20 protein-coding genes and 2 pseudogenes are annotated in these 22,665 nt (G+C 36.9%); 11 read left to right on the top strand and 11 right to left on the bottom strand.

Annotated features, from left to right (window positions below; all coding sequences use genetic code 11):
* Positions 1-260: pseudogene (locus PVK71_RS18865) on the bottom strand (ABC transporter substrate-binding protein); the annotation flags it as partial.
* 503 nt (positions 261-763) lie between these two features.
* Here PVK71_RS18865 and PVK71_RS18860 point away from each other — a divergent pair.
* Positions 764-2,770: pseudogene (locus PVK71_RS18860) on the top strand (methyl-accepting chemotaxis protein).
* 93 nt (positions 2,771-2,863) lie between these two features.
* Here PVK71_RS18860 and PVK71_RS18855 read toward each other — a convergent pair.
* The 3 genes from PVK71_RS18855 to PVK71_RS18845 form a co-directional block, all read right to left on the bottom strand.
* Entirely contained in the window at positions 2,864-4,177 is a 1,314-nt protein-coding gene (locus PVK71_RS18855; protein ID WP_274420639.1) for an anaerobic C4-dicarboxylate transporter family protein, read from the bottom strand.
* 340 nt (positions 4,178-4,517) lie between these two features.
* On the bottom strand, positions 4,518-5,000 hold the full coding sequence (locus PVK71_RS18850; protein WP_274420641.1) for a hypothetical protein: 483 nt from the start codon (positions 4,998-5,000) through the stop codon (positions 4,518-4,520).
* Positions 4,991-5,815: a winged helix-turn-helix domain-containing protein gene (locus PVK71_RS18845; protein WP_274420643.1), complete on the bottom strand. Its 825-nt coding sequence runs from the start codon at positions 5,813-5,815 to the stop codon at positions 4,991-4,993. Before PVK71_RS18845 ends, PVK71_RS18850 begins: the two co-directional genes overlap by 10 nt.
* 329 nt (positions 5,816-6,144) lie before the next feature.
* Between PVK71_RS18845 and PVK71_RS18840 the strand changes: the two genes are divergently transcribed.
* Positions 6,145-6,759, top strand: a complete 615-nt coding sequence (locus PVK71_RS18840) for a porin family protein (RefSeq protein WP_274420645.1) — start codon at positions 6,145-6,147, stop codon at positions 6,757-6,759.
* Between the two features lie 136 nt (positions 6,760-6,895).
* Here PVK71_RS18840 and brnQ read toward each other — a convergent pair whose 3' ends face one another.
* The 3 genes from brnQ to PVK71_RS18825 form a co-directional block, all read right to left on the bottom strand.
* Positions 6,896-8,218, bottom strand: coding sequence for a branched-chain amino acid transport system II carrier protein (gene brnQ, locus PVK71_RS18835; RefSeq protein WP_274420647.1), 1,323 nt, complete (start codon positions 8,216-8,218; stop codon positions 6,896-6,898).
* Positions 8,219-8,649: 431 nt separating this feature from the next.
* Positions 8,650-9,510, bottom strand: a complete 861-nt coding sequence (yghU, locus tag PVK71_RS18830) for a glutathione-dependent disulfide-bond oxidoreductase (RefSeq protein WP_274420649.1) — start codon at positions 9,508-9,510, stop codon at positions 8,650-8,652.
* A 44-nt stretch (positions 9,511-9,554) separates the two neighbouring features.
* Complete coding sequence (locus PVK71_RS18825; RefSeq protein WP_274420651.1) at positions 9,555-10,247, bottom strand: glutathione S-transferase family protein; 693 nt, start codon at positions 10,245-10,247, stop codon at positions 9,555-9,557.
* A gap of 144 nt (positions 10,248-10,391) precedes the next feature.
* On the opposite strand from PVK71_RS18825, the gene PVK71_RS18820 reads away from it, so the two are divergent.
* Complete coding sequence (locus tag PVK71_RS18820; protein WP_274420652.1) at positions 10,392-10,976, top strand: TetR/AcrR family transcriptional regulator; 585 nt, start codon at positions 10,392-10,394, stop codon at positions 10,974-10,976.
* Positions 10,977-11,069: 93 nt separating this feature from the next.
* Here the strand turns inward: PVK71_RS18820 and PVK71_RS18815 are convergent, their stop codons facing one another.
* Complete coding sequence (locus PVK71_RS18815) at positions 11,070-11,543, bottom strand: DUF2127 domain-containing protein (RefSeq protein ID WP_274420655.1); 474 nt, start codon at positions 11,541-11,543, stop codon at positions 11,070-11,072.
* A gap of 188 nt (positions 11,544-11,731) precedes the next feature.
* Between PVK71_RS18815 and PVK71_RS18810 the strand changes: the two genes are divergently transcribed.
* From PVK71_RS18810 to PVK71_RS18780, 7 genes are all read left to right on the top strand, one after another.
* Positions 11,732-12,361: a hypothetical protein gene (locus PVK71_RS18810; RefSeq protein WP_274420657.1), complete on the top strand. Its 630-nt coding sequence runs from the start codon at positions 11,732-11,734 to the stop codon at positions 12,359-12,361.
* Positions 12,361-12,765 carry a DUF2000 domain-containing protein gene (locus PVK71_RS18805; protein WP_274420659.1) on the top strand — a complete coding sequence of 135 codons (405 nt, stop codon included), beginning with the start codon at positions 12,361-12,363 and terminating at the stop codon, positions 12,763-12,765. The genes PVK71_RS18810 and PVK71_RS18805 overlap by 1 nt, the downstream gene beginning before the upstream one ends.
* Positions 12,762-13,520: a formylglycine-generating enzyme family protein gene (locus tag PVK71_RS18800; protein WP_274420661.1), complete on the top strand. Its 759-nt coding sequence runs from the start codon at positions 12,762-12,764 to the stop codon at positions 13,518-13,520. Before PVK71_RS18805 ends, PVK71_RS18800 begins: the two co-directional genes overlap by 4 nt.
* An 11-nt stretch (positions 13,521-13,531) precedes the next feature.
* The gene (locus PVK71_RS18795; RefSeq protein ID WP_274420663.1) at positions 13,532-14,173 is read left to right on the top strand and encodes a molybdopterin-dependent oxidoreductase; all 642 of its coding nucleotides are present in this window, start codon (positions 13,532-13,534) and stop codon (positions 14,171-14,173) included.
* A 9-nt stretch (positions 14,174-14,182) separates the two neighbouring features.
* Positions 14,183-14,785 (top strand): LysE family translocator, encoded by a 603-nt coding sequence (locus PVK71_RS18790; protein ID WP_130048635.1) that lies wholly within the window; start codon positions 14,183-14,185, stop codon positions 14,783-14,785.
* 15 nt (positions 14,786-14,800) lie between these two features.
* Complete coding sequence (locus tag PVK71_RS18785) at positions 14,801-15,610, top strand: AraC family transcriptional regulator (protein ID WP_274420665.1); 810 nt, start codon at positions 14,801-14,803, stop codon at positions 15,608-15,610.
* Between the two features lie 85 nt (positions 15,611-15,695).
* Complete coding sequence (locus tag PVK71_RS18780; protein ID WP_274420667.1) at positions 15,696-16,649, top strand: DUF2860 domain-containing protein; 954 nt, start codon at positions 15,696-15,698, stop codon at positions 16,647-16,649.
* A gap of 112 nt (positions 16,650-16,761) precedes the next feature.
* Here the strand turns inward: PVK71_RS18780 and PVK71_RS18775 are convergent, their stop codons facing one another.
* A complete protein-coding gene (locus PVK71_RS18775; protein WP_274420669.1) occupies positions 16,762-18,681 on the bottom strand; it encodes an alpha/beta fold hydrolase in 1,920 nt (639 codons plus the stop codon).
* A gap of 216 nt (positions 18,682-18,897) precedes the next feature.
* On the opposite strand from PVK71_RS18775, the gene PVK71_RS18770 reads away from it, so the two are divergent.
* Positions 18,898-19,101 carry a hypothetical protein gene (locus PVK71_RS18770; RefSeq protein ID WP_274420671.1) on the top strand — a complete coding sequence of 68 codons (204 nt, stop codon included), beginning with the start codon at positions 18,898-18,900 and terminating at the stop codon, positions 19,099-19,101.
* A gap of 68 nt (positions 19,102-19,169) precedes the next feature.
* On the opposite strand, the gene PVK71_RS18765 is transcribed toward PVK71_RS18770, so the two are convergent.
* Together PVK71_RS18765 and PVK71_RS18760 are read right to left on the bottom strand one after the other, a co-directional pair.
* Complete coding sequence (locus PVK71_RS18765; RefSeq protein ID WP_274420673.1) at positions 19,170-21,047, bottom strand: aspartate:alanine exchanger family transporter; 1,878 nt, start codon at positions 21,045-21,047, stop codon at positions 19,170-19,172.
* 90 nt (positions 21,048-21,137) lie between these two features.
* Positions 21,138-22,532 carry a glutamate decarboxylase gene (locus tag PVK71_RS18760; protein WP_130048631.1) on the bottom strand — a complete coding sequence of 465 codons (1,395 nt, stop codon included), beginning with the start codon at positions 22,530-22,532 and terminating at the stop codon, positions 21,138-21,140.
* Between the last annotated feature and the right edge of the window lie 133 nt (positions 22,533-22,665).

Here is a 22,665-nt window from a genome sequence, read left to right as displayed (position 1 = left end):
GCGGCTAGCAATAAATCATCTAATTCGTAATTTTGAATTGAATATTCAACCTTCATGATTTCTGAAATTCGCTGCCACAGCACCATGCTTAAGCCATCATACTGTTGAGAATTTTGATGAAAGATAAAAGGAGGACAATGGTAAGCTCCAACTTTTAGTTTGGTATTCGCTTCACTTTTTTCTATCCCTACAAACATAGCTGTCACAAAGATAACCATTAAAATAATATAATGACGGAAAACCCTTTTCTCATCATACATAACACCCTCCTATCCATACATCGAAAATGCCCTATTGAGCTGATTCTCTTATTAAAAGGTAGCAGTTGAATGGCGATTATTCTAATTATCGAAATCAATGCTTAGGAACAGAGACAAAAAATCTCCTTTAATTACTAAAGAGAATTTTAATTAAGATGAGTTGTTTAATAATAAAGACTAACTCTGACTAAGCCGCCCTCTACCTTTCCATTGAACTAATTTGCTTACCGTTATCTAGCCAGCTGATACTAACAAAGATCACTTGTTAATATTCAGTATCACTTACGCAACAAACCCTTCGCTTATGTTATTAAACATTTATTTTATCATTACTTTTTCATATAAATTTGTACTCAAAAGTGGTAGATATTATCTAATAACAATAATATATTATTATCTCGAATTTAAGAAACCACAAAGAAAGTATGGAATTTGTAAATAAAACACAACAAACAGATTGACTAATTAAAAAGACAGGAACTTAAACTTATGCAGATTATATTATGAACTTCATTAAAAAATTAACATTTAAACAAAAAATCCTATTTATTATCACACTCCCTATAGTAGGGATGTTGTTTTTTTCTCTTAATACACTAAATACTACAATTTCACTTCGTTCAGAGCTACAAAACATTAGCTCAATGACTGAGATATCAATTGAAGGTAGCCTAATAGTTCATTAGCTTCAGAAAGAACGCGGATCAACTGCTGGTTTTGTTAGCTCAAAAGGCGCTAATTTTAAAAACGAAATGTTAGCTCAGCGAAATGAAACAGATGCGGTATTGAGCAAGTACTTACAATCACTAAAAGAAAAATCAATATCATTACAGCAATCTCACCCTATTGTTTATAATGATATGTTAAGTATTTTCTCACAGCTTGAGCTACTTAATTCAAATCGAAACAATGTTGATTCCTTCAAGATTTCAGCTGCTAACGCCGCTAAATATTACACTGATATCAATAAATTATTTTTATCTTTAAGTAATGTTATCGTAAAAAATTCAACTGAAAAAACATTAACTCCTTACTTAAGAAATTACTCATTATTTTTAGAGATTAAAGAGGCCGCAGGAAAAGAGCGTGCAAGTTTAAATAATATTTTGTCGAGTACGGGGCCTGTTTCTTTATCACTATATAAAACATTTGTCACTCTTGATGCAACTCAAAACGCACACCTTTCAACATTTGAAGAGTATGCAAGTAGCCAACAGATAAAAAGATTAAATACTCTTCTTGCTAGCCCTGTATTTAAAAAAGTATCTGATATTAGAGAAATGGTAAACAATAACTACAAGAAAGGAAACTATACCGTCTCAGCTACAGATTGGTATCAAGCATCAACCAATCTAATTAATGAATTTAAGCAATATGAAGATGAATTAGTTATTGATATAAACACGGTAATTAACGAGTTAAATAATAATGTGAATAAATCTATTTATTCTACTACCTTCATTATCTTATCTACTCTAACTATTACCATTATTTCTTCTGTATTTATTTCAAAATTATTAATTTCTCAAGCTTTACAATTATCACAAATTGTCGAGTCTGTTTCTAAAAATAAAGATTTAACCATTAGAGCTAAAGTTTTATCTGAAGATGAACTTGGAGTTAGTACTAAATATTTAAATGAAATGCTGGACGAGTTTCATTCTATATTACAGAAAATGGATACAGGAAGTGCGCAATTGGCAACCAGTGCTGAAGAATCAAATGTCGTTATGGGAATTACTGCTGAAAACTCACAACATGAATTAGCTCAAATTGAAGAAATTTCAACAGCGATTAGTGAACTTTCAAGTACTTCAAAAGAAGTAACACTGAATGCCACACAAGCTGAAGAACAAGCTCAGTCAGCTATAAATAATGTTGATATAGGTAAAAAGCATTTAGACGAATCGATTCTATTAACTGAAAGTATTAATATCTCAGTCCAACAAACAGCTACAATGATTGAAGAATTAAAAACCAATACAATCAATATTAGTGAAGTCATCGCTGTCATTAGTTCAATCTCCGACCAAACAAATCTCCTTGCATTAAATGCCGCAATTGAAGCAGCTCGTGCAGGTGAACAAGGTCGAGGTTTTGCTGTTGTCGCTGATGAAGTTCGTAGCTTAGCGGAAAAAACACAACAATCAACCAAGCATATACAAGATATAATTTCTAAACTTCAGACTCAATCTGAAAAAGCCAATAACAATATGATAGATAATGTAACACTCATCCAAAAATCTGTTGTTTTATCTGAAGATGTTAAAATATCATTTAATGATATCGCAAACTCAGTTCAAACAATATCTGATATTAATACATTGGTTGCTACCGCATCTCAAGAGCAATATTCAGTTACTGAGGACATTGCGCGAAATACAACTCGTACCTTTGATTTGGTAAATGAAAATGTATCCTCGATTCACCAAACACAACAAGTTAGCCAAGAATTAGCAATATTAGCAGAGCAACAAAAAACTGATCTTTCATTGTTTAAACTGATCTAAGATTGCTTTTATAACTGCTCTACCGATTCAAATAATAAAAAACCACACTTACTATAAGTAAGTGTGGTTATTATAATCTTCAACGCTAGGTTACTATAAAACCATGCTTGCGAAAATGAAACCGAAAATAATACTAAATACCATGCTTAATAAACCTGGGATCATAAAGCTGTGGTTAAATATGTATTTACCGATTTTGGTTGTTCCTGTACGGTCAAAGTCAATTGAAGCAATGATAGGACCGTAGTTAGGAATAAAGAAGTAACCGTTAACAGCAACGAATGTTGCAATAATGACTTCAGGTGGAAGACCTAGCGTGATACCAACAGGCACTAATACTGCTGTTGTTGCACCTTGGCTGTTTACCATTACAGATAAACCAAACAGTGCAAAAGCGAAAGTCCATGGCGCAACTTCAACCAACCCAGAAACCGCTTCTTTTACCATCTCATAGTGACCAGCAATAAAAGTATCGCCTAACCATGCGATACCAAAGATAGCAACAATTGCACGCATACCTGCATGGAATACAGAGCCTTGAGTAATTTCGTTACCATCAGGCTTACATAATAGAATAATCAATGCAGCCATTGCTAACATGACGATTTCAATGGTGTGTGCCATTCCCATTGGTGAGCCATTGAAGTTAGGACGTAGCGATGGGAATGCGCCCATAACAACTACCACAATTGCGCCGAATAAGAACAGGCCTACTGCTTTTTTAGCGCCAGGTTTAATCTCAATCTCTTCAACTTTAACTTCTTGTTCCATTTCTAGGCGGAACTTAGGATCTTGCATACGACGTTGGTATTCAGGATCATCTTTCAGATCTTTACCGATTTTGTTTACGATAACGCAAGCAAGAGCTAAACCACAGAAAGTTCCTGGAATTGTTATCATCAATACGTTTGCTAATGTAATGCCTTGAGGTTCTAAAAAAGCAACCAGAGCAACAACAGCCGCGGCAATTGGACTTGCTACAATCGCAAATTGTGAAGCGATAACTGCCATGCCTAGTGGACGCTCAGGGCGAACACCACTACGACGGCTTACCTCTGCAATAACAGGAAGAACAGAATAAGCCACATGCCCAGTACCTGCTAAGAAGGTGAACATATACGTCACTAAAGGAGCAATGAAAGTAATATGACGTGGGTTTTTACGAAGAATATTCGAAGCTATTTTGATTAAATATTCAAGACCACCAGCGGCTTGCATTGCAGCAGCTGCGGCTACTACCGCCATGATCATTAACATTACATCAATAGGTGGGCTTGTCGGTTGTAAACCAAATACAAAACTCAGTATAGCTAAACCAATACCGCCCATAACTCCTAAACCGATACCGCCAATTCGGGCACCGACTAGAATACAAATTAATACAATTAAGAACTCGACTAAAAACATATCAATCTCCCTGATGATAGGTTTTATATAACTATTTTTAAATTACCGCTTATTACATCAGTAATTTAAACACCAAAAAATCGAGAGGATAATAATCATCTTATAAATTTAATAAATAGCGGCAGATCACACATCATTCAAATTTATAAAAATAAAACAAAATATTTATAAGTAGTTATTATAACTACAGTTTATAGATACAACCAGGTAACATTGCAACTACATTTATCTCCATGTAATCTTCATTATTTTTATCAATTCACACTACAATGAAGAGAAAGGAACTCTATCGTAAATATTCAATAATTTAAGAGGTAATGTTACTCACCTATTATTTAAGCTATACAGAAAAACAGATAAAATTATTATCTTCATTGCTTTTACGATTAAAAAAGTAGAGTTGATCATCATCAATCATAAACTTAACATCGGCTTCAAGCCCTTCCAATGACTCTGTATCCCTAACAAATATAGGCGCACTTTCTGGTTTTTTATGCCAATCAATATTTTTATAGAATAAAGAGAGTTTATTCTTCTTTACTTTATAACTCACATCCATAATGACTTCGTATTTTTCACGGTTACCATTTTTAAAAACGAGCTCGCCACTTTGATAGATAGTTAAATGAGATGAAGAAGCAAAGTAGATAGTGTCTCGCTCTCCTATTTCTTGATATTTTTTATATGCATCAGAGGTAAAGTTGCTCGACAACTCGTTACAACTCCAACGTGAACCTGAAAGCTCAAGTTCAGCCTCCTCTTTCCATTGATAAGCACCATAAGCAATTAGAGTTAACAATAGAAAAAAATTAACTAATCGCATATTAATTTCGCCCTCATTACTGCATTTACAATGACGCTAGAGAGTTCCTGATGTGAAAACTGACTTAATGTATAATTTCCATTCCTATTGCTCTTTTTTGAAAGCATATACCCTCTTAAAGATAAAACATCATCTTCATAAGCTGACTCATACATTCTTATATAAATGTCTGCATTACATTCTTGTAGACCCATTGATTCAAGCTGTAATTGAATCTTATCAAGCTCAATGTTCTTTTGGGTTTTATTCAATAAATAAAAGTCAGTATTATTAATATTGAAATGCTGATAATGCTCTTTCATTAAAAAATGAGGCGCTGATGATTGCCCCTGAGCCCAATATAAGCCACCAATGGCAACTAACAAACAAAAAGTAATAAGTTGTGAAATTCTAGATGATTTACCAAAGATGCTTTCGCGGATTAAGGCTAACTTTTCCACTTTCGTAAGATTATCAGTCTCTACAAGAAAAGTGCTTACTTTTCTTTGAGGCTCGGTAACGAGAAAGTCATCATTAATTGTAAGTAAATATCCTATTTTACTCACCGTCTTCAATTCAATGCCTTCCGCTGCTAACTGAACCAAATCACGCCTTAATCCTGAAATAACATTAGTCAATGCTTGGTCAGTAACAACAACGCCTTCCCAGCATTCATTAAAGAGATGATCACGTGAGACACTCTGTTCTTTTTGATCGAGAAGTAACATAAAGACATTATAAGGTAATGGTCTTAATATTATTGTCTCTCCAAGATGATTTGTTAATGTTCGAGTTTCTGGTATTAAAATCAAATTCGCGACAGCTATCTTTTGCATTTACGCCTTATAACAACAAAAAAATCTATTTATTCTCATGAAAAAGAGATGAAAGTTATAAATAAAAGCCACTGTTTCTATGAGTTTATTTATACACCCGAAGTTTACCTAATAAACATTTCAAATCAACGCCTTACTACTTTTACCGCATTGAAAAATAAGAAAATTCAATATAATCAATTGCTTATATAAATCTAACTTTCAACAAATTTAGTTATTATGGATATATAAATCAAACAAATTTCAAATGTGTTAATTTTATTTAGTTTAACTCATCCAACTTCTTATACTTCACTCACTTTTATCCTTTCAATTTAAACGAGAATCTCATGAAAAAAATTGCACTTCTATTTGTATTATTCTCTGCATTTTCTAATGCTAACGATAACATTTCAGGCTTTTATCTAGGTGGTGGTGTTGGTGCTACTACTTTTGATGATGGTGGTGCATTTGATTATACAGGCACAACTATTGATACTGATGATTCTACGATTAAGTTTTTAGGTGGTTATCAATTCAACCGTATTGTGGCTGTAGAACTTCAATATACAAAATATGGCGATATCAATGTAAATCATTCGATAGTGAAATCTACTGGTTTTAAAGGCGTTGATATCGAATCAAGATCTATTTCTCTTGCTGCAAACCTAGGTTACACGTTTGATAGTGGCTGGCGTCCATTTGGTATTGTAGGCTTAGGTTCATTAGAATCATCGACTGACATTTTAGGTCACTCTATTAGCGAAACTAACACATCTTTTCACTATGGTATTGGTGTTGAGTACGCTCCACAAGCATTAAGTGGTTTAGCTTTTCGTGTAGCTTATGAAGGTGATCTTTTCATTGAAGAGAATGTATACCAAGATTACGGTTACTACAGCTACTCAGACGATTATGCAATGAACATTGGTACTTTATACGCGGGGGTAACTTACAAGTTTTAATATAACTGTTTATTAGTATTGCTATATTATACCAATCTACATAAGTATTTGATCATTCTGGCTTGTTAAAATCGAACACAAACGAAAACGGGTAGCCGAAAAGCCACCCGTTTTTATTTAAGACAAAGAACACTCTCTATTTTAGGCCTGCCGCCTTTTCTGATAATTCAACCGCTTCAATATTCGCTTTTCTAGCTAATATCTTACTAATAGCAATAGCTGCAAACACTGGTAAGAACCAACTGGCATGCGCTTCAAACATTGGAACATAGTCATTCAACGGGATAGCTAGCGATTCTGGCAATAGTCCAAGAATATGTAATGCATCTAAACTACCAAATACCACTGTAATACTAACAATCGTTATATAAGCAGTTACATTGCGTTTTGTCGTAGGTAAGAACAGTGCCGTGAGCACCAAAGCAATGGCAATAGGACAAAGAATTAAAATAGCAGGTAAGCTAATAGCTAAGATTTGCTCCAAACCAAAATTAGCAATAACGCCTGTTAATACTGTTACGATGATTGCCGTAATTGCAAAAGGTGAACGGAAAGTTTGCTGATAATACTCAGCACACGCATTGGTTAAGCCAACGGTTGTGGTTAAACACGCCATTATGATGATACCTGCCAATAAGTACTGTCCTAATGGCCCGAAGATCTCTGCAACATAACGAGTTAGTAATTCACCACCATTCGTTGCCCCTTCTGAAATAGAAGCAGAAGTCGCACCAACATATGCCATCGCTAAGTAGCACGCCGACATTAATAAGGCATACACAACAGTAACTTTTACTGTCGCTTGGAAAATTTCTTGTGGTGACTCACACCCTTTATCTTGAATTGCTTTGATTATAATCCAACCAAAACCAACAGCAGCAATAGCATCCATTGTCATGTAGCCTTGGATTAAACCACTGGTTACTGCTTTATATTGATAATCAGCACTTGGGGTATTAAATGCACCTAAAGGCGTTATGATAGCAGCTACTGCTAGAGCCGCTAGCATCAGCACAAGTAAAGGGGTCATCACCTTACCTATATAATCAACTAATTTTCCACGTTGAAATGCTAATAACAAAGTCGCACCAACAAACAAAACTGAGAAAATTAATAAATAATCACCTTCAACAAAAGGTTTTATGCCCATTTCATAAGCCACAGTTACCGCTCTTGGCATGCCAAATGCGGGACCAATTGCAGTAAATAACAGTACCCAAAAGGCAATGGCTAACGGCTTAGGTAGTGCCTGTGTTAATTGACCACTGCTACTTAACCGGCCTAGTACAATTAGTGTCAACGATGGTAACCCAACGGCAGTAAGCAAAAAACCGAGCATTGCTGGCAAGTATTGAGTGCCTGCTTCTAAGCCAAGAAATGGAGGGAAAATAATATTTCCTGCACCAAGAAACATGGCGAAAGTCATTAAACCGATAGCAAGTAAATTTTGTTTTTTCAATGTCATAGTCCTTATTGCTATTGGGCTTAACCCTAGTAGCTTTTATTGTGGACCGTCAGATTAGCTGAGAAAAACAAGAAGAGAATAAAGCAGTCTCCCGTCAGCCTGGCTGACGGAAGTGCCGCCAGCCTAGTTAATAATCACTAGAATGACAGCAATAATAGATGATGTTACACGCGACACAGCACCGAGCATTGTTTTACACAAAGCAGCAAATTGTAGGGCTGTAGAAGAAAGCATGAATGTATCCTAGTCGTTTATCGTGGTAACCAAATCAATATATAAGTAATAAACCACATTGTAAACACTGTAATAGTTAAAAATATTATTATCTCAACAATAATTAGTTGTCTTATCTATATATTAAATATAAAAAGCCAAGGATTTAATGCCTCATATCAAATCCTTAGCCTAACTATAGCAGCCATAAATTATTCAGGTTTAAGTAATAGAACCTCTGTTATGTCTTTATCACTATGACGCTCAGCAACTTGCTCCCATTGTTCTCCCCATGTTCTATTCACAACTCTGCCACGCTGAACAGCAGATCTAGCTAACATCATTTTCGCCCAACTTTTTACATAAACATAGCTATCAACATCTAAAAATGCCTTCGCATTATATAAGGATCCAAGAACTAAATTACCATACCATGGCCAAATAGCCATATCAGCAATAGTATATTCATCTCCTGCAATATATTGATTTTTAGATAGTTGCTTATCTAACACATCTAACTGGCGTTTTACTTCCATTGTAAAACGGTTGATTGGGTATTCAAATTTCTCAGGAGCATAAGCATAAAAATGCCCAAAACCACCACCAATATATGGTGCAGAACCATGTAACCAAAATAACCAGTTCATCACTTTAACGCGCTTTTCAGGAGCTTCAGGTAAAAAAGCTTTAAATTTATCAGCTAAATATAACAAGATAGAGCCAGATTCAAAGACTTCAATTGGCACTTCTCCTGAAGAATCAACAAGAGCTGGAATTTTAGAGTTAGGGTTTACATTAACAAAACCAGATGAGAATTGGTCGCCTTCACTAATTTTAATTAAATGCGCATCATATTCCGCTTTCGTGATGCCTAATTCTAGCAACTCTTCAAGCATGATTGTCACTTTCTGTCCGTTTGGTGTTCCCATCGAATAAAGCTGTAAATCATGTTTACCTACTGGTAGCTGCTTTTTATGTGTAGCACCTGAAACCGGACGATTAATTTTCGCCCATTCACCACCGCTTTCACTATCAAAGGTCCACACTTTAGGTGGGATATATTGTTGTTCCATACTGACTCCTAAAAAACGATATAAATATTTTTATAAAAATAATATTAGTATTTAGCACTTCCGCTTTTGGCAAAATTTTGCGGATAAAGAGAACGATTAGCCTCTTCATCAAACTCTGATTTAAACTCAACGTTGTTTGCTATATTCCGTGCTTTTTCAACAGCAGGACGACTATTGATACCATCAAACCAACGTTGAATATTTGGGTAAGGAGCTAATCCCTCTTCACCTAAAACAACTGTCGCTTTATCAATCCAACCCCATGCCGAAATATCCGCGATACTAAACTCGTCACCGACAATATATTCACGACCTTCAAGGTGTTTATCCAAAACGTCATAGTGACGTTGTGCTTCAGATAAATAGCGGTTGATTGCATAAGGTAATTTTTCAGGTGCAAAATGACGGAAATGTACGGACTGACCTGAAAATGGACCTAGACCCGAAGCTATAAATAATAGCCATGAAAGCATCTCGGCACGGTCTTCTGCTTTGCCACCAAGCTTCCCCCTCGTTTCTGATAGGTAAAGTAAAATCGCACTTGAATCAAAAACACGAACTCCATCATCAACAATTGCAGGTACTTTCCCATTTGGATTAATCGCTCGGTATTCTTTTGTATGCTGCTCACCTTTTAAGGTATCTACTGGCATTAACTCAAATGGCAACTCTGTTTCAGCTAAATACAAGGCAATTTTCATAGGGTTAGGTGTTTGATGAAAATAAAACTTAAGCATATTGGTATCCTTTTAATAATTAAACAAACCAACCTCATCACCTGCTGGTATTCGGTGGCGTAAAAACAATATAACTAGACTTGAACGATCGTTCAAGGTATTGTTTGAACAAATGTTCAAGAGGGTTATTTGAGGCATCTTTTTATGGCTAAGAATTCAAAATTTGATCGCATACAAGTTGTTGATAAAGCGGTTGATCTTTATTGGGAGAAAGGATTCTATGGAACATCAATGCGTAATCTTCAAGAAGTGATCGATATGCGTCCAGGAAGCATTTATGCCGCATTCGGCAGTAAAGAAGGATTATTTAAAGAATCATTACAGCGTTACACTCAACTAGGGATCACGCATTTAGAACAATGTTGTAATGAACAAAAATCCCCTCTGCTAGGACTTAAGTCATTTATTCATCACATTGTCGTAGAAAAGCGCTCTAGTTCCCCTAGTGGCATGTGCATGTTAGTAAAAACGGTCACTGAATTAACGAATGAAAATGAAGAGTTATTAGCTGAAGCAAAACGTTCTTTGAAGATAATGGAATCTGAGTTTGAAAAGGTATTAAAACAAGCGCAAGAGATTGGAGAAATAGAGAAAAAGAAAGATACAAAACAGCTTGCTCAATTTGTTCAGGTCCAAATAGCAGGATTAAGAACGTACGCACGTACTGTAGATAGCGATCTTCCATTACAGATCATGCTAGATAATATGTTTAGTCACTACCCATTCTAAATATCATTTACTTGTGTGAAACAATACTTATCCGAACGTAAATATGTTCGGATAAGAAAATAACAGCACAAGTAAATAACGGCAAACTAAAGATTATAGTGAGTATTCCCTTTGCATTTTTCTTTCGTTATACAGCGCATATGCCATATAAGCCACAATAAATACGTTAATAAAAAAGACACCGATACCTAATACGTTTGTATGAAAAATCATTTCATAGATTTCAAAAGGTAAGTAAATCGCGCCACTCAACAAAGCAAACCATTCAGTCCATACGAGTCCATTCCATAATCCATAGGCTTCAACGAGTCGAATCAACGAATAAACTAGTGCGCCAATGGCTAATAGCCCCATTCTTGCATCTGTTAAACTACTCGCGGAATGAATAAAAATACTAGGTAAGTGTCCAGCAGGATTTAAATGTAAACGACTGACGATATTTTCTGCAAATTGACGCATATTATGACCAGCAAGAACATGCAAACCAAATCCCACCAAAAGAGATACCACACCTTTGCAAGCCTCTAATACCGCAACGGCTCGCAGCCCTTTTTTTACTACTTTCATGTTTTTCTCTTTATAACGATGAACACTATTTATAAACAGCGCTGTTAGTAAGAGTCTAAGTATCTGCCTTTATCTTCTTCTTTAAAAGTTCTTTATTAATTAGATTCAAAAAGCAATTTTGTACAATAATGAGCTATCTCCTTGAATTATTATAATTTCATAATTAAAACAAGGATTGATACACCATCATGGATCATAATTTTTATTGGCTACGAGATAACAGCAATATCACAACAGTTGCCACTCTGGGACCTAAAAGTTCAAGCAGTGAAGCTGCCGCAAATTACTATGCAAACTTACTCAAACGACCATTAAAGATCTTACTTTTTGATACGTTTGAAAAAGCGTCAGATTTCGTTGAAAAGAATGACAATGTTGCATTACTTGTTGCGAACGCCTATAAAAAAGCAGATTATTTTTACATGAACCCAAAAACATTGCTGTCAGGGTCATTCTTTTTTTCTCCTCCTAAATACTACCTTTGCTGTAGAAACCTTCATGAATTACAACAAAAAATAAATAATAACGAAACCATAACCATCGATACTCATCACGCCCCTATTTCACGTCTTGATGGCTTAATCAAAACTGCGAGTCCAAGCGTAATAGATCTATCGAGTGCCAATTTAAATATCAAACTTTCCCCCTCAACGAGTCAATCTGCAATTCATGTGTCTGAAGGCTTATCAGACTGTTGTCTTGTCAATTCAGATTCAATCAAACTCTATCAGCTAGAAAAGATTTCAGCCCCTCTAACCATTCAAATGACTTGGGTGCTTTTTATAAAAAATAAACAACGTCAAAAGGAAGAAGTGTAATGGACAATCAAAAATGCGTACTCGTGATAGATAAAACCTTGCCACAAGGGTTAATTGCGAATACTGCGGCTGTTCTTACTTTATCGCTAGGTAAATTACATCCAGAACTCATCGGTGCAGATAATATTAATAATGACGGTGAAGTTCACACGGGGATCACCTCTATCCCCATCCCTATTTTAGCCAGTTCACCGGAGTCTATTAAATCAATAAGAAACTCGTTAAAAGAAGAAGCGACATTAGTTGATTTTTCAAACGTGGCTCAAAGTACTAAAAACTATCAAGACTATTCAGAAAAATTAGCTTCTACCAAGGCCGAAGATATCGAATATCTTGGTATCGCGGTCTACGGAACAAAGAAAATAGTTAATAAATACACTGGAAACCTAGGATTAATTAGATGAGCATTATTAATAATATGGTACTGGTATCAGGCGAACCATACAGAAGAGGCTCGAACTTAAGTCCTGATGAACAGCCCGTTAGCCTAATTACTTTATCGCCTTTTTTTATGGACATACACCCTGTGTTAAATAAAGACTTTAGAGTATTCATCGAGCAAGGTGGGTATTCAGATCCATCTTACTGGTCACATAAAGGGTTCAATTTTATTACTGAAAATCAAATAACTGAGCCACTTTATTGGCAGGATAAAAACTGGAATGGTGATAAAAAACCAGTAACAGGTATTAGTTGGTATGAAGCGGAGGCTTATGCAAAATTTGTAGGCAAAGAGCTACCCACAGAAACACAGTGGGAGTATGCTGCCAAAGGGAATGATACCCGAACCTACCCTTGGGGCAATGTAGAACCAACCTCTTCTATCGCAAATTTTGCACCTGATTGTGAGCCTGAAGAATTTGACCGCAGATCGACAGATTGGGATGCTCATCCGCAAAATCGCTCTCCATTTGGTTGTATGGATATGGGTGGGAACCTTGCAGAATGGTGTTTAGATAATTATCTTCCAAATTACGCATGGGATACTCAAAATCAAGACCCTTTATGTATATCTAATATTAACTTTGACCATGTTGTTAGGGGGGGTTCTGGTTTGCATGATGAAGATTATATGCGCTGCTCAAGTAGAGACAATTACCCACCAACAGTTCGAGATAATATTGTTGGATTTCGCTGTGTTAAAAATTTAACGGATTAGTGAGTCGTATTATGGAAGCAATTACGAAAACCCCTTTTATAGAGAAGAAACCCTCGTCATTACGCTATTACCAAGAGGGGCCACCAGTCGAGTTTGATGCACAAAAATGGTCATTGAAAATCTTTTTACCTAATGAGTTAACTCCGTTCGAAATTGGTCTTGAAGAGCTAAAAAATATTGCGCCAATTACAGAAAACCGTCGAGAAGTATGTGTTTGTAATTGGAGTATTCGCCGTACATGGACAGGTGTTTTACTTGGTGATGTGTTAAATCACCTTAAAGTAAATAGCGGTGAATATCGCGACTATTACTTAAAACAAATAAGTGTTGGTACTGAAAAAGGACAATATGATTCTACTATCCCTTTTATTGACGCCCTTGAGAACCGTACTATGCTTATTTGGGCCGTTGATGGTGAAGATCTATCTTTAGAAGAAGGCTATCCATTAAGGTTGATCGACTTCTCGCGGTATCGCTATAAAGGGGTTAAGTGCCTTTCTGAATTACGATTAACCGACGAGTTTAATGCCGGATTTTGGGAAAATAAGGCTGGTTATTGTAAAACAGGAAAAATCAAGGCAAAACGCTATCGTATCGTCGATTTACAAGAACATCGCTTCATTGAAGGAAACAAAGAAGTAACTGAATTTTAAGGATAAATAATGAGTCTTTTTTTAGCGATGGCAATGTTTGCCTTTGTCACTTCCCTCTCACCAGGACCTGTAAATATTCTTGCTACTATCACTGGTGCTAATCATGGATACACAAGAACAATTCCACATATTTTTGGGGCAACTGTTGGTTTTGTGTCTATTCTTATTATATTGGGGCTTGGGCTAATACAAGCCTTTGATGATTCGCATACAGCAACGCTAGTTCTAAATTACCTTGGTAGCGCTTTCCTACTTTATTTGGCTTATAAAGTAGCAACTAGCGAAAGAACCGAACAAAATAAAAACAAAAAGGACGATGCCCCAACCATGTTACAAGGCTTATTGTGTCAATGGTTGAATCCAAAAGCTTGGATTGTATCTTTGTCTGGTGTCACCGTATTTTCTAGTAACGGTGTGATTCCTATCGAAGACCTCGGGGCATTTAGTGTGATATTTTTTATCGTATGTTACTGCTGTATATCAACTTGGGCTTTATTAGGTTTAACCATTGGTAAATACCTTGAGCACCCTATTCATTATAAAATCTTTAATCGAGCGATGGGAGGCTTGCTTGCATTAACAGTAGTGTATGTATTCTTTATATCAAAATAATAAATGGACGTTACGTTGGCTAATTCAAACCCTCACTTTTTAAGATCATCTGCTCTTCCGTTTGAACTACGGTACTCCGATAATTCAAACGCCTGCTATAAAAAACACACTCACCCAGAGTTTTCAATTGGTGTGGTAGATAGCGGGATTAGTGAGTATGTAAATCAAAATATAAAACAAACTATTCGACCGGGTTCAACTGTTATCGTGAACCCGGAAGAAGTCCATTCATGTAACCCACAAAAAGGCACTCACTGGAGCTACAAAATGCTCTATGTTGAACCAGACTGGATTGCCGATCTTCAATCTCAAATATCGAATGGAAGCAATCAAGAATTTCAACCAATTCAAATGACGCACAGTGATTGTCCTTTCTTATATAGAGGATTTCAATCACTGGCTAAAACTCTAATAGAAGATGAATCTGCAATCAAAGTTGAACAAACTGCGATTAATTTTTTCTCTGAGTTAATCCTAAAAGACAGCGATAGTCCCTCTCTTGATAGCATATCTAAAAAAGCCATTGAGTGTGCTTATCAGTATATTTCAGATAACTTTAATAAAAACATTTCCATTTCAGAAATTGCTGAAATCTCAGGGTTAAGTGATTATTACCTCATCCACTCGTTCAGAAAGCAATACGGCATTACCCCACATGCATATCAAATAGTAATGCGGATAAATAAAGCCAAAGCCTTGCTAAAAGAAGGAGAAAATATTGCCTCTATTGCCACAGATCTTGGTTTTACCGACCAAAGTCATTTCCATCGCAACTTTAAAAACATGGTTGCCGCAACGCCGAAGCAATATAAGCAGAGTTTATAATTTCTAAATAGCACTTCTTTGTTGATATTTATGTATTACTGTTTCACTATGGTTAATTAAATAATAATTCAAGGAATGACTCTTTATGAATTTACGTAATTTCTCATTCATTTTATGCGTGGTTACACCTTCGGCAATGGCTCAACTTGCAGATAAAGAAGGCATTAGTGGTGAAATTGCATTAACAACAGGGTTTACATCTTCAACATCCAATTTTAATACCGAAGGTGAAGATACTATTAGCTCCGTGTACCAAAAAGGCTCTAGCGATAACGGATTTATGGCTTTTCCTCTTGGCAGCATAGCCTATACATTTGGCCAAGAGTTAAATCAGCAAGTGTATGCAGGTACCACTCGCCAAGATATCGCCACAGGTACTGTTGTTCTTGAGGTGGGTTATAAGTATCAGTTTGATTCAAGAATGGTAGTTGATGTATCTATTTTACCAACCGTTATGTCAAGCAAGACATGGGCTAACCCATATTTAGTCGACTCAGCTCGAACAGAAACAGATGCATCAGGCAATGCATTTCGTTTTAAAGTGAATAATATTGCTGGCTCAAATTTTACTATTGATAGCGCTTATGCAACCAAAGATATCGAGAACGATGATGTCGTAGATGTACTAAAAAGAGACGCAGATACAATCTACTTAAAAGGTCAATATCGTTTACCATTAAGTCGCACTTCATTCGTCCTACCTTCTGTTATTTACCAATCTTCATCTGCGGACGGAAAAGCAAGCTCTTACGATCAATACGGTGCGGAAGTCAGTTTCTTTAAAATAATGCAAAGACACCAGTTGGTATTAACTGCCGGTTATAATCAACGAACATTCGGTGCTGAAAACCCAATTTATACTGAGATTCGCAAGGACAACAAATTGAGCTTCTTTGCAGCTTACGAGTACATTAAATTCATGGATTGGCAGGATTGGTCGTTCATCTCTTTTGCGGGTTACAGCTCAACCGATTCAAATATTACCTTCTATGACGAATCAGAATACATTGTTACCGTAGGTCTGAACTATAAGTTCTAATACCTGAAATAGTATAAAGCCCTGCTGAAATTATTCAGTAGGGCTTTTTCATAAACGATTCGTTAATATCAACAGCAGCCTTCTAGTTATAAAACAAAAAAACTGTTATTTATCAATAAAACCGGTAATCACTTGTAAAGAAATCGAGCAGTTTATTAATCGCTATATCTCTATAAATGTCTTTCTCTATCAACATATCATGATAAGCGCCTTCAACTTGTTCTAAATGGCTTGAGTTACACTTCTCATGAAACTCCGACTGCGCAATATTACTCACAACAAGATCATCACCGGCTTGTAAGATCAGCATTGGAATTTTTATTTTATGTGCAGTAGCGATGCATTTTTTACCTGCTTTTATTGATTCTGTTATCCAATGCGTACTTGGTCCACCTAATCGTAATCTAGGGTTATTTACAAACAAGTCTACAAATATTTGATACCGTGCTTTACTGTGCGTAAGTACGTTTTCTTCGTATCTCACTTTTTTGAAATGGCTTTGACCCAATGCATAATTTGGTTTACTTGCTAGCACATCAAGTAGATTCAATGTCTGCTTTTTTAAACCATGAGCTTTACCCGGAATATAGACCCCAAACATAGGCGATGTAGCCGCTGACGCTTTCACCGGATGGTCAAATGTCGATAAATATTGAGTCATTACCGCAGCTCCCATTGAGTGAGAAAGCATAAAACATTCCCCCTCCAAGTTTGGCCTCACAACTCTCTCCATAAATATATAAAGATCCATAACATAATCATGAAAATCATCCACATGACCTAATTCGTGATCCTGTGTCATCCGTCCTGATTCACCTTGGCCACGGTGATCATAGGCATAAATATTATAATACTGACTCAGCTCTAAAATGACTTCTTTATATTTCCAATAGCTTTCATTGCGTCCATTTACAATAACTAATGTTTGTTTTTTCTTATTGGGATTAACGTTAATCCATTTTAGCGGAATACGCTCAACACCAAGAACCTCCCCGCAAATTTTACTATTCCAAATAGCATCAATTTGAGTATTGTACTCTTGCTGTTTTCTTTCATCGGTGAAACGCTCTTCACGAGTCTGTATTAAGAACTGCTCTTGTTGAAGGTGCGATAAGCTCAATTTAGAAGCTATTGTTTCAAGAAATAAATTACCTAACGCTTTACCGTGTTGATAATCGGCATCTAATTGCTTTTTCGTACTACCAAGCACTTTAGATTGAAGCGCTTTGTTTGGCGAGATTTCATAAATAATGACATCGTCAGGAGGGTTCGCTAGAAATGCTTGAGTCTTACGATAGTTCTCTTCATGAGTCACTAACATCGCAGCCATATGATCCAGTGTGCTGTTCTTTGTCATCTTAGCAAGAGAGATCAACCAATCGTGATTCTCTTTAAAATCAACAGGCACGGTACGAATAACAACGATATGCCGAAAACCTCGATCATATGCTGCTTGCACTGGAATAGGCGTTGTTAAACCACCATCAAGCCAACGTTTATCGTCCATTATTACGGGCTGTTTATGTAGCGCTGGAATGGCGCAAGAAGCACGCAGGATATCTTTCCAATTACTGGTGGATAGGTCAAAATACTTGGTTTCAAAATTAGTTGCATGGGCGGCTACAGCAAGTACCTGCTTAGTCGTTAAATGTTCTTCCCCTACTTTCCAATTTAAAGGAATGTCAGATTCAGTTTTATCGATTAACCAATCCAAATCCATCCCTTCGCCAGTCAATAAGAAGCGAGACAATTTGAAAAAATCAGGACTGCGAGTCACTTGATCAATAATGCGGTAAGCGTGTCCTTTATGACCACAAATATAAGAAGCTAAATTCAGAGAACCCGCAGAAGTGCCTATTAGTAAATCAAATGGGTTAAAGTTTGCTTGCAAGAAGCTATCAAGTACTCCAGCAGTAAACACACCTCTTTGGCCACCACCTTCAGTCACTAAAGCTATTTTGTCGACTTCCCTCTTTGAAAAGCGAAAAACATCAAAGCTATTTTTACTGATCGAATAATGTTCACCCATCATATTTGACCATTTCCGATAGAGTAATTATGTCCCTCTATTATGGCATATCACTATAAAACTCGGGAAAATAAATAGCCTTTCTATAAATAATGCCGTCATTCCTTTTGTAGTACCAATCGTAGTAAATAATTGATCATCCTCGCTGGTTAAAATGCTCGATAACTCGATATTTAAAATCCATCTATGTTATGGTTCTTGCAACAATTAAGGAGCGTTATGAACGACTATGAACTTTTCATCAAAATAAATGATGCTATTTTACTTGAGTTTGATGTCTTTAAAGCATGGGAAAAAACGTTGCTTTTAAATGCTCAAAACCAATTGATGGATAAGTTCCCTATATCAGAGCCACAAAGGGAACTCCTCACTAATGTACTTGAGAAAAAAAGACCAAAAAAGAGAAAGAAAAGAAGAATATAAAAGCCATAATGATATTTCATCACTATGGCTTTTTTATAGATTACAATCTTGTACCAGTGGAATTGATATTAATACAAGACCATTGTGAGATAACCAAGAACGAGCACTATCATAGAAGTAAGAGCATAAGGAACTGGGTAGCCTACCGCAGGCATATCACTTTGACACTCGTCCTGAGCCCCTTTCATTGCAGGGGTACTATTACGACCACCAGCACAAGCACCAGCGAGAATCGCAGGGTTCATCTTACGGAAATAGAAACCGTAAATCCAAGCAAGCAGCGGTGGAAGTAACGCAGCAACTAAACCTAAGCCTGCAATTTTAATAACCACAATACCTTGGAACGACGCTAGAATCTTAGGTCCAACGGTTGCAGCTAATACCGCAACGAACAAACTCAAACCAATATCTTGTAAGAAGCTACGAGCCCCCTCACTCATAGGGCCACCAAATGCAGGGTTACGAGTACGTAGGAATGAGAAGACAATCCCCGTCAGCATACAACCTGCTGACGTACCTAAAGCAAATGGAATACCGCCTAAAGTGACACTCAAATGACCACATACATAACCAATCAATAAAGAAAGAGCTAAGTAGAAGGTTTCAGTCAGTGTGCTTTCAACGATTGGATTACTATTAAGTTTCTTCGCAGTTTGCTGAACACACCAATCAGAGCCAGCAACACGGATTACATCCCCAACTTCGACTACGGTTTGCGGCAAAATAGGAAGTTGGTGCCCTTGTCTAAATAAGGCTTTCATGTAGATACCAAAGCCAACTTCTTTGCTGATGTCTTCAATTGTTTTGCCTGTGTAAACCGATTTACCTAAGTGAATATCAGCCACTTCTATATCAACATTACGTGCTCTTGGTTCATCAACTTCAACACCAACCGTAGATTCCCCGCCCTCGATTAAAACATGGTAATCACCGCGAATACCGATAATATCACCAAGCTGTAACTGTGGATTATCCGAAGAGTCAATAACCTCATCTCCACGAACTACTTTAAGGATCGCAGCGTGAGGATAACGATGAAATAACGCATCTACACTCTGACCGACCAATTCTTGGTGATCAACACGATAAGCTCGAATATCTAAAGGAAGCACGCCTAAATTTGAAAAACCATTGGTGCTTGGCAATGCTTCTGTATCACCTCCTGCACCAAACTCAGCCTCAGCATCTTTACCTGCTTTAACTGGATCAACCCCAAACATGGCAGGTAAATATTTAATAAGTAAGATAATAAAAACACTAGATAAGATATAACTGATGGCATAACCGGCTGCAATATTGGCACTTATTTGATCAAGCGTCATCCCCGCAGGCGCTTTAACCGCCCCAGAATCAATAGCAGATTGAGCAACCCCCATGACTGCGGTTACTGTGTAACTGCCTGAGATAATCCCAGCCGCATAACCAGGTGCTAAATCTAATAATTTCGAACCAAAGAACACAATAAGAAAGTTACTAAACACTACAATTAGGCCTATAACGACAAAATCTAATCCTCCCCGTGCGAGGCCTGAGAAAAATTGAGGCCCAACTTTCATACCAATAGCGTACATGAACATCATTAAGAAGATATCAGATACCAATCCCGGTGCATTTATATGTAAGCCATAAACAGAGAAAGCAGTTAATGCAATAGCAACACCTACAACCAAGGTACCCGCGGTTGACCCTAGATTAATTCCTTTAATGGTGACTTTTCCTAACGGATAACCAATAGCAATACTTAAGAAAAGAAACACAAATGGATTGTGTGCAATATAAGAAAAGAGAAAACCAAAGACACCAGATGCATCTTGAGCAGCCTGATTTTCTAATGATTCAGCCAAAGCCAAATGACTAAAGAAGGTAACACACAGCAAAGTAAATAATTGAACCCAACCTTTGGAACGGACCCAAGTAAATGGACGACCTATTTGACCGATATTCATAATTATTTCCTATATTTTTAAGGAGGGAAGATCCTCTATAGAACAATAGAGGATCTAAAAAACACCATTTCTAGATATCAGTTAAAAGGATTAACCGTGATTAAAACCTGACGATTCCAACTCATCACTACCATGAGAGATCGGGTGTTTTGCAAAAAACTCAACACAATGTTTTAAGTCAGCCACTAGCAAGTCAGCTTGATCACGACTGAATCCATGACGCACTAAAATACGCATGATGACTAAATCCTCACGTTTTGGCGGCATAGCATAAGCAGCAATTTGCCAACCACGAGAACGAATTCGGTCCGATAGATCAAACAAGTTAAAACCGGGATCAACGCCTTCCTTCAATGACCAACTCATTGCAGGTATACCACCTTTACCATCATAGATAATCTCAAACATACCCAGTTTTTCAATTTCAGATGATAAATAAACAGCCGTGTCGTAACACGCTTGGTGGATCTTACGATACCCTTCTTTACCTAAACGTAGGAAGTTGTAGTATTGCGCTACAATTTGGCCACCTGGACGAGAGAAGTTCAATGCAAAGGTCGGCATATTGCCACCTAAGTAATTCACATTGAAAATCAGATCTTCATGTAAGGCTGACGCATCACGCCAAATAACCCAGCCCACACCGAGTGGACTCAAGCCAAATTTATGGCCTGACGCATTAATCGATTTAACTCGAGGTAAACGGAAATCCCATTCTAAATCGGGATCACAGAATGGGGCCAAGAAACCACCACTCGCCGCATCAATGTGCATTGGGATGTCTAATCCTGTGTCTTCTTGTAGTTTATCTAGCGCTTCATGCACCGCTTTTACAGGTTCATACTGACAAGTAAATGTCACACCCAATGTTGGAACAACGCCGATGGTGTTTTCATCGCAACGTTTAATCACCTCTTCAGGCGTCATGATCAAACGATCACCTTCCATTGGGATTTCACGTAATTCAATATCCCAGTAACGTGCAAATTTGTGCCAGCACACTTGAACAGGGCCACAGATCATATTGGGTTTATCTGTTGGTTTGCCAAGCTTTTTCATTTTTTCTCGCCAAGCCCATTTTAGAGCCATACCACCCAACATTGCCGCTTCACTTGACCCTGTAGTTGAGCAACCAAGTGTGTTTTCTGCATCTGGTGAGTTCCACAAATCGGCTAACATGTGGACACAACGTGCTTCAAGTTCTGCGGTTTGAGGATATTCATCCTTATCGATCATATTCTTATCAATGCATTCATCCATTAATTTATGGACTTCATCTTCAACCCAAGTTTGGCAAAATGTAGCTAAGTTCTGTCGAGAATTACCATCCATCATTAGTTCATCATGAATGACTTGATAGGCATGACGAGGGTCATGTTCTTGTTCAGGCATTTTATATTTTGGCATAGATAACGAAAGGTCAGCTGACGAATAAACATCGTCAAGGAGATCATCTCTGACTGTATCTTTAGAATGAAGAGGCATACGTTTTAGCTCCATTGAATTGAATAAACAATAAGAATATAAACTGTCGAATTAACTAAATTCGGCCTTAATTAATAAGTAACTTACAATAGTGTCAATTAGTTACTCGGTAATATTTAGTTACATTTCTAGA

The sequence above is a fragment of the Aliivibrio sp. S4MY1 genome, assembly GCF_028765545.1.
Lineage (GTDB): Bacteria > Pseudomonadota > Gammaproteobacteria > Enterobacterales > Vibrionaceae > Aliivibrio.
Note: the sequence above shows the minus strand (reverse complement) of the source record. Positions and strands in the feature narration are given on the sequence as shown.

Coding starts and splice junctions, on each gene's coding strand:
- PVK71_RS18855 (WP_274420639.1), bottom strand. CDS start 4,177: ATGTTTTTAGTCGAGTTCTTAATTGTATTAATTTGTATTCTAGTCGGT.
- PVK71_RS18850 (WP_274420641.1), bottom strand. CDS start 5,000: ATGCGATTAGTTAATTTTTTTCTATTGTTAACTCTAATTGCTTATGGT.
- PVK71_RS18845 (WP_274420643.1), bottom strand. CDS start 5,815: ATGCAAAAGATAGCTGTCGCGAATTTGATTTTAATACCAGAAACTCGA.
- PVK71_RS18840 (WP_274420645.1), top strand. CDS start 6,145: ATGAAAAAAATTGCACTTCTATTTGTATTATTCTCTGCATTTTCTAAT.
- yghU (WP_274420649.1), bottom strand. CDS start 9,510: ATGGAACAACAATATATCCCACCTAAAGTGTGGACCTTTGATAGTGAA.
- PVK71_RS18825 (WP_274420651.1), bottom strand. CDS start 10,247: ATGCTTAAGTTTTATTTTCATCAAACACCTAACCCTATGAAAATTGCC.
- PVK71_RS18820 (WP_274420652.1), top strand. CDS start 10,392: ATGGCTAAGAATTCAAAATTTGATCGCATACAAGTTGTTGATAAAGCG.
- PVK71_RS18815 (WP_274420655.1), bottom strand. CDS start 11,543: ATGAAAGTAGTAAAAAAAGGGCTGCGAGCCGTTGCGGTATTAGAGGCT.
- PVK71_RS18810 (WP_274420657.1), top strand. CDS start 11,732: ATGGATCATAATTTTTATTGGCTACGAGATAACAGCAATATCACAACA.
- PVK71_RS18805 (WP_274420659.1), top strand. CDS start 12,361: ATGGACAATCAAAAATGCGTACTCGTGATAGATAAAACCTTGCCACAA.
- PVK71_RS18800 (WP_274420661.1), top strand. CDS start 12,762: ATGAGCATTATTAATAATATGGTACTGGTATCAGGCGAACCATACAGA.
- PVK71_RS18795 (WP_274420663.1), top strand. CDS start 13,532: ATGGAAGCAATTACGAAAACCCCTTTTATAGAGAAGAAACCCTCGTCA.
- PVK71_RS18790 (WP_130048635.1), top strand. CDS start 14,183: ATGAGTCTTTTTTTAGCGATGGCAATGTTTGCCTTTGTCACTTCCCTC.
- PVK71_RS18780 (WP_274420667.1), top strand. CDS start 15,696: ATGAATTTACGTAATTTCTCATTCATTTTATGCGTGGTTACACCTTCG.
- PVK71_RS18775 (WP_274420669.1), bottom strand. CDS start 18,681: ATGATGGGTGAACATTATTCGATCAGTAAAAATAGCTTTGATGTTTTT.
- PVK71_RS18770 (WP_274420671.1), top strand. CDS start 18,898: ATGAACGACTATGAACTTTTCATCAAAATAAATGATGCTATTTTACTT.
- PVK71_RS18765 (WP_274420673.1), bottom strand. CDS start 21,047: ATGAATATCGGTCAAATAGGTCGTCCATTTACTTGGGTCCGTTCCAAA.
- PVK71_RS18760 (WP_130048631.1), bottom strand. CDS start 22,532: ATGCCTCTTCATTCTAAAGATACAGTCAGAGATGATCTCCTTGACGAT.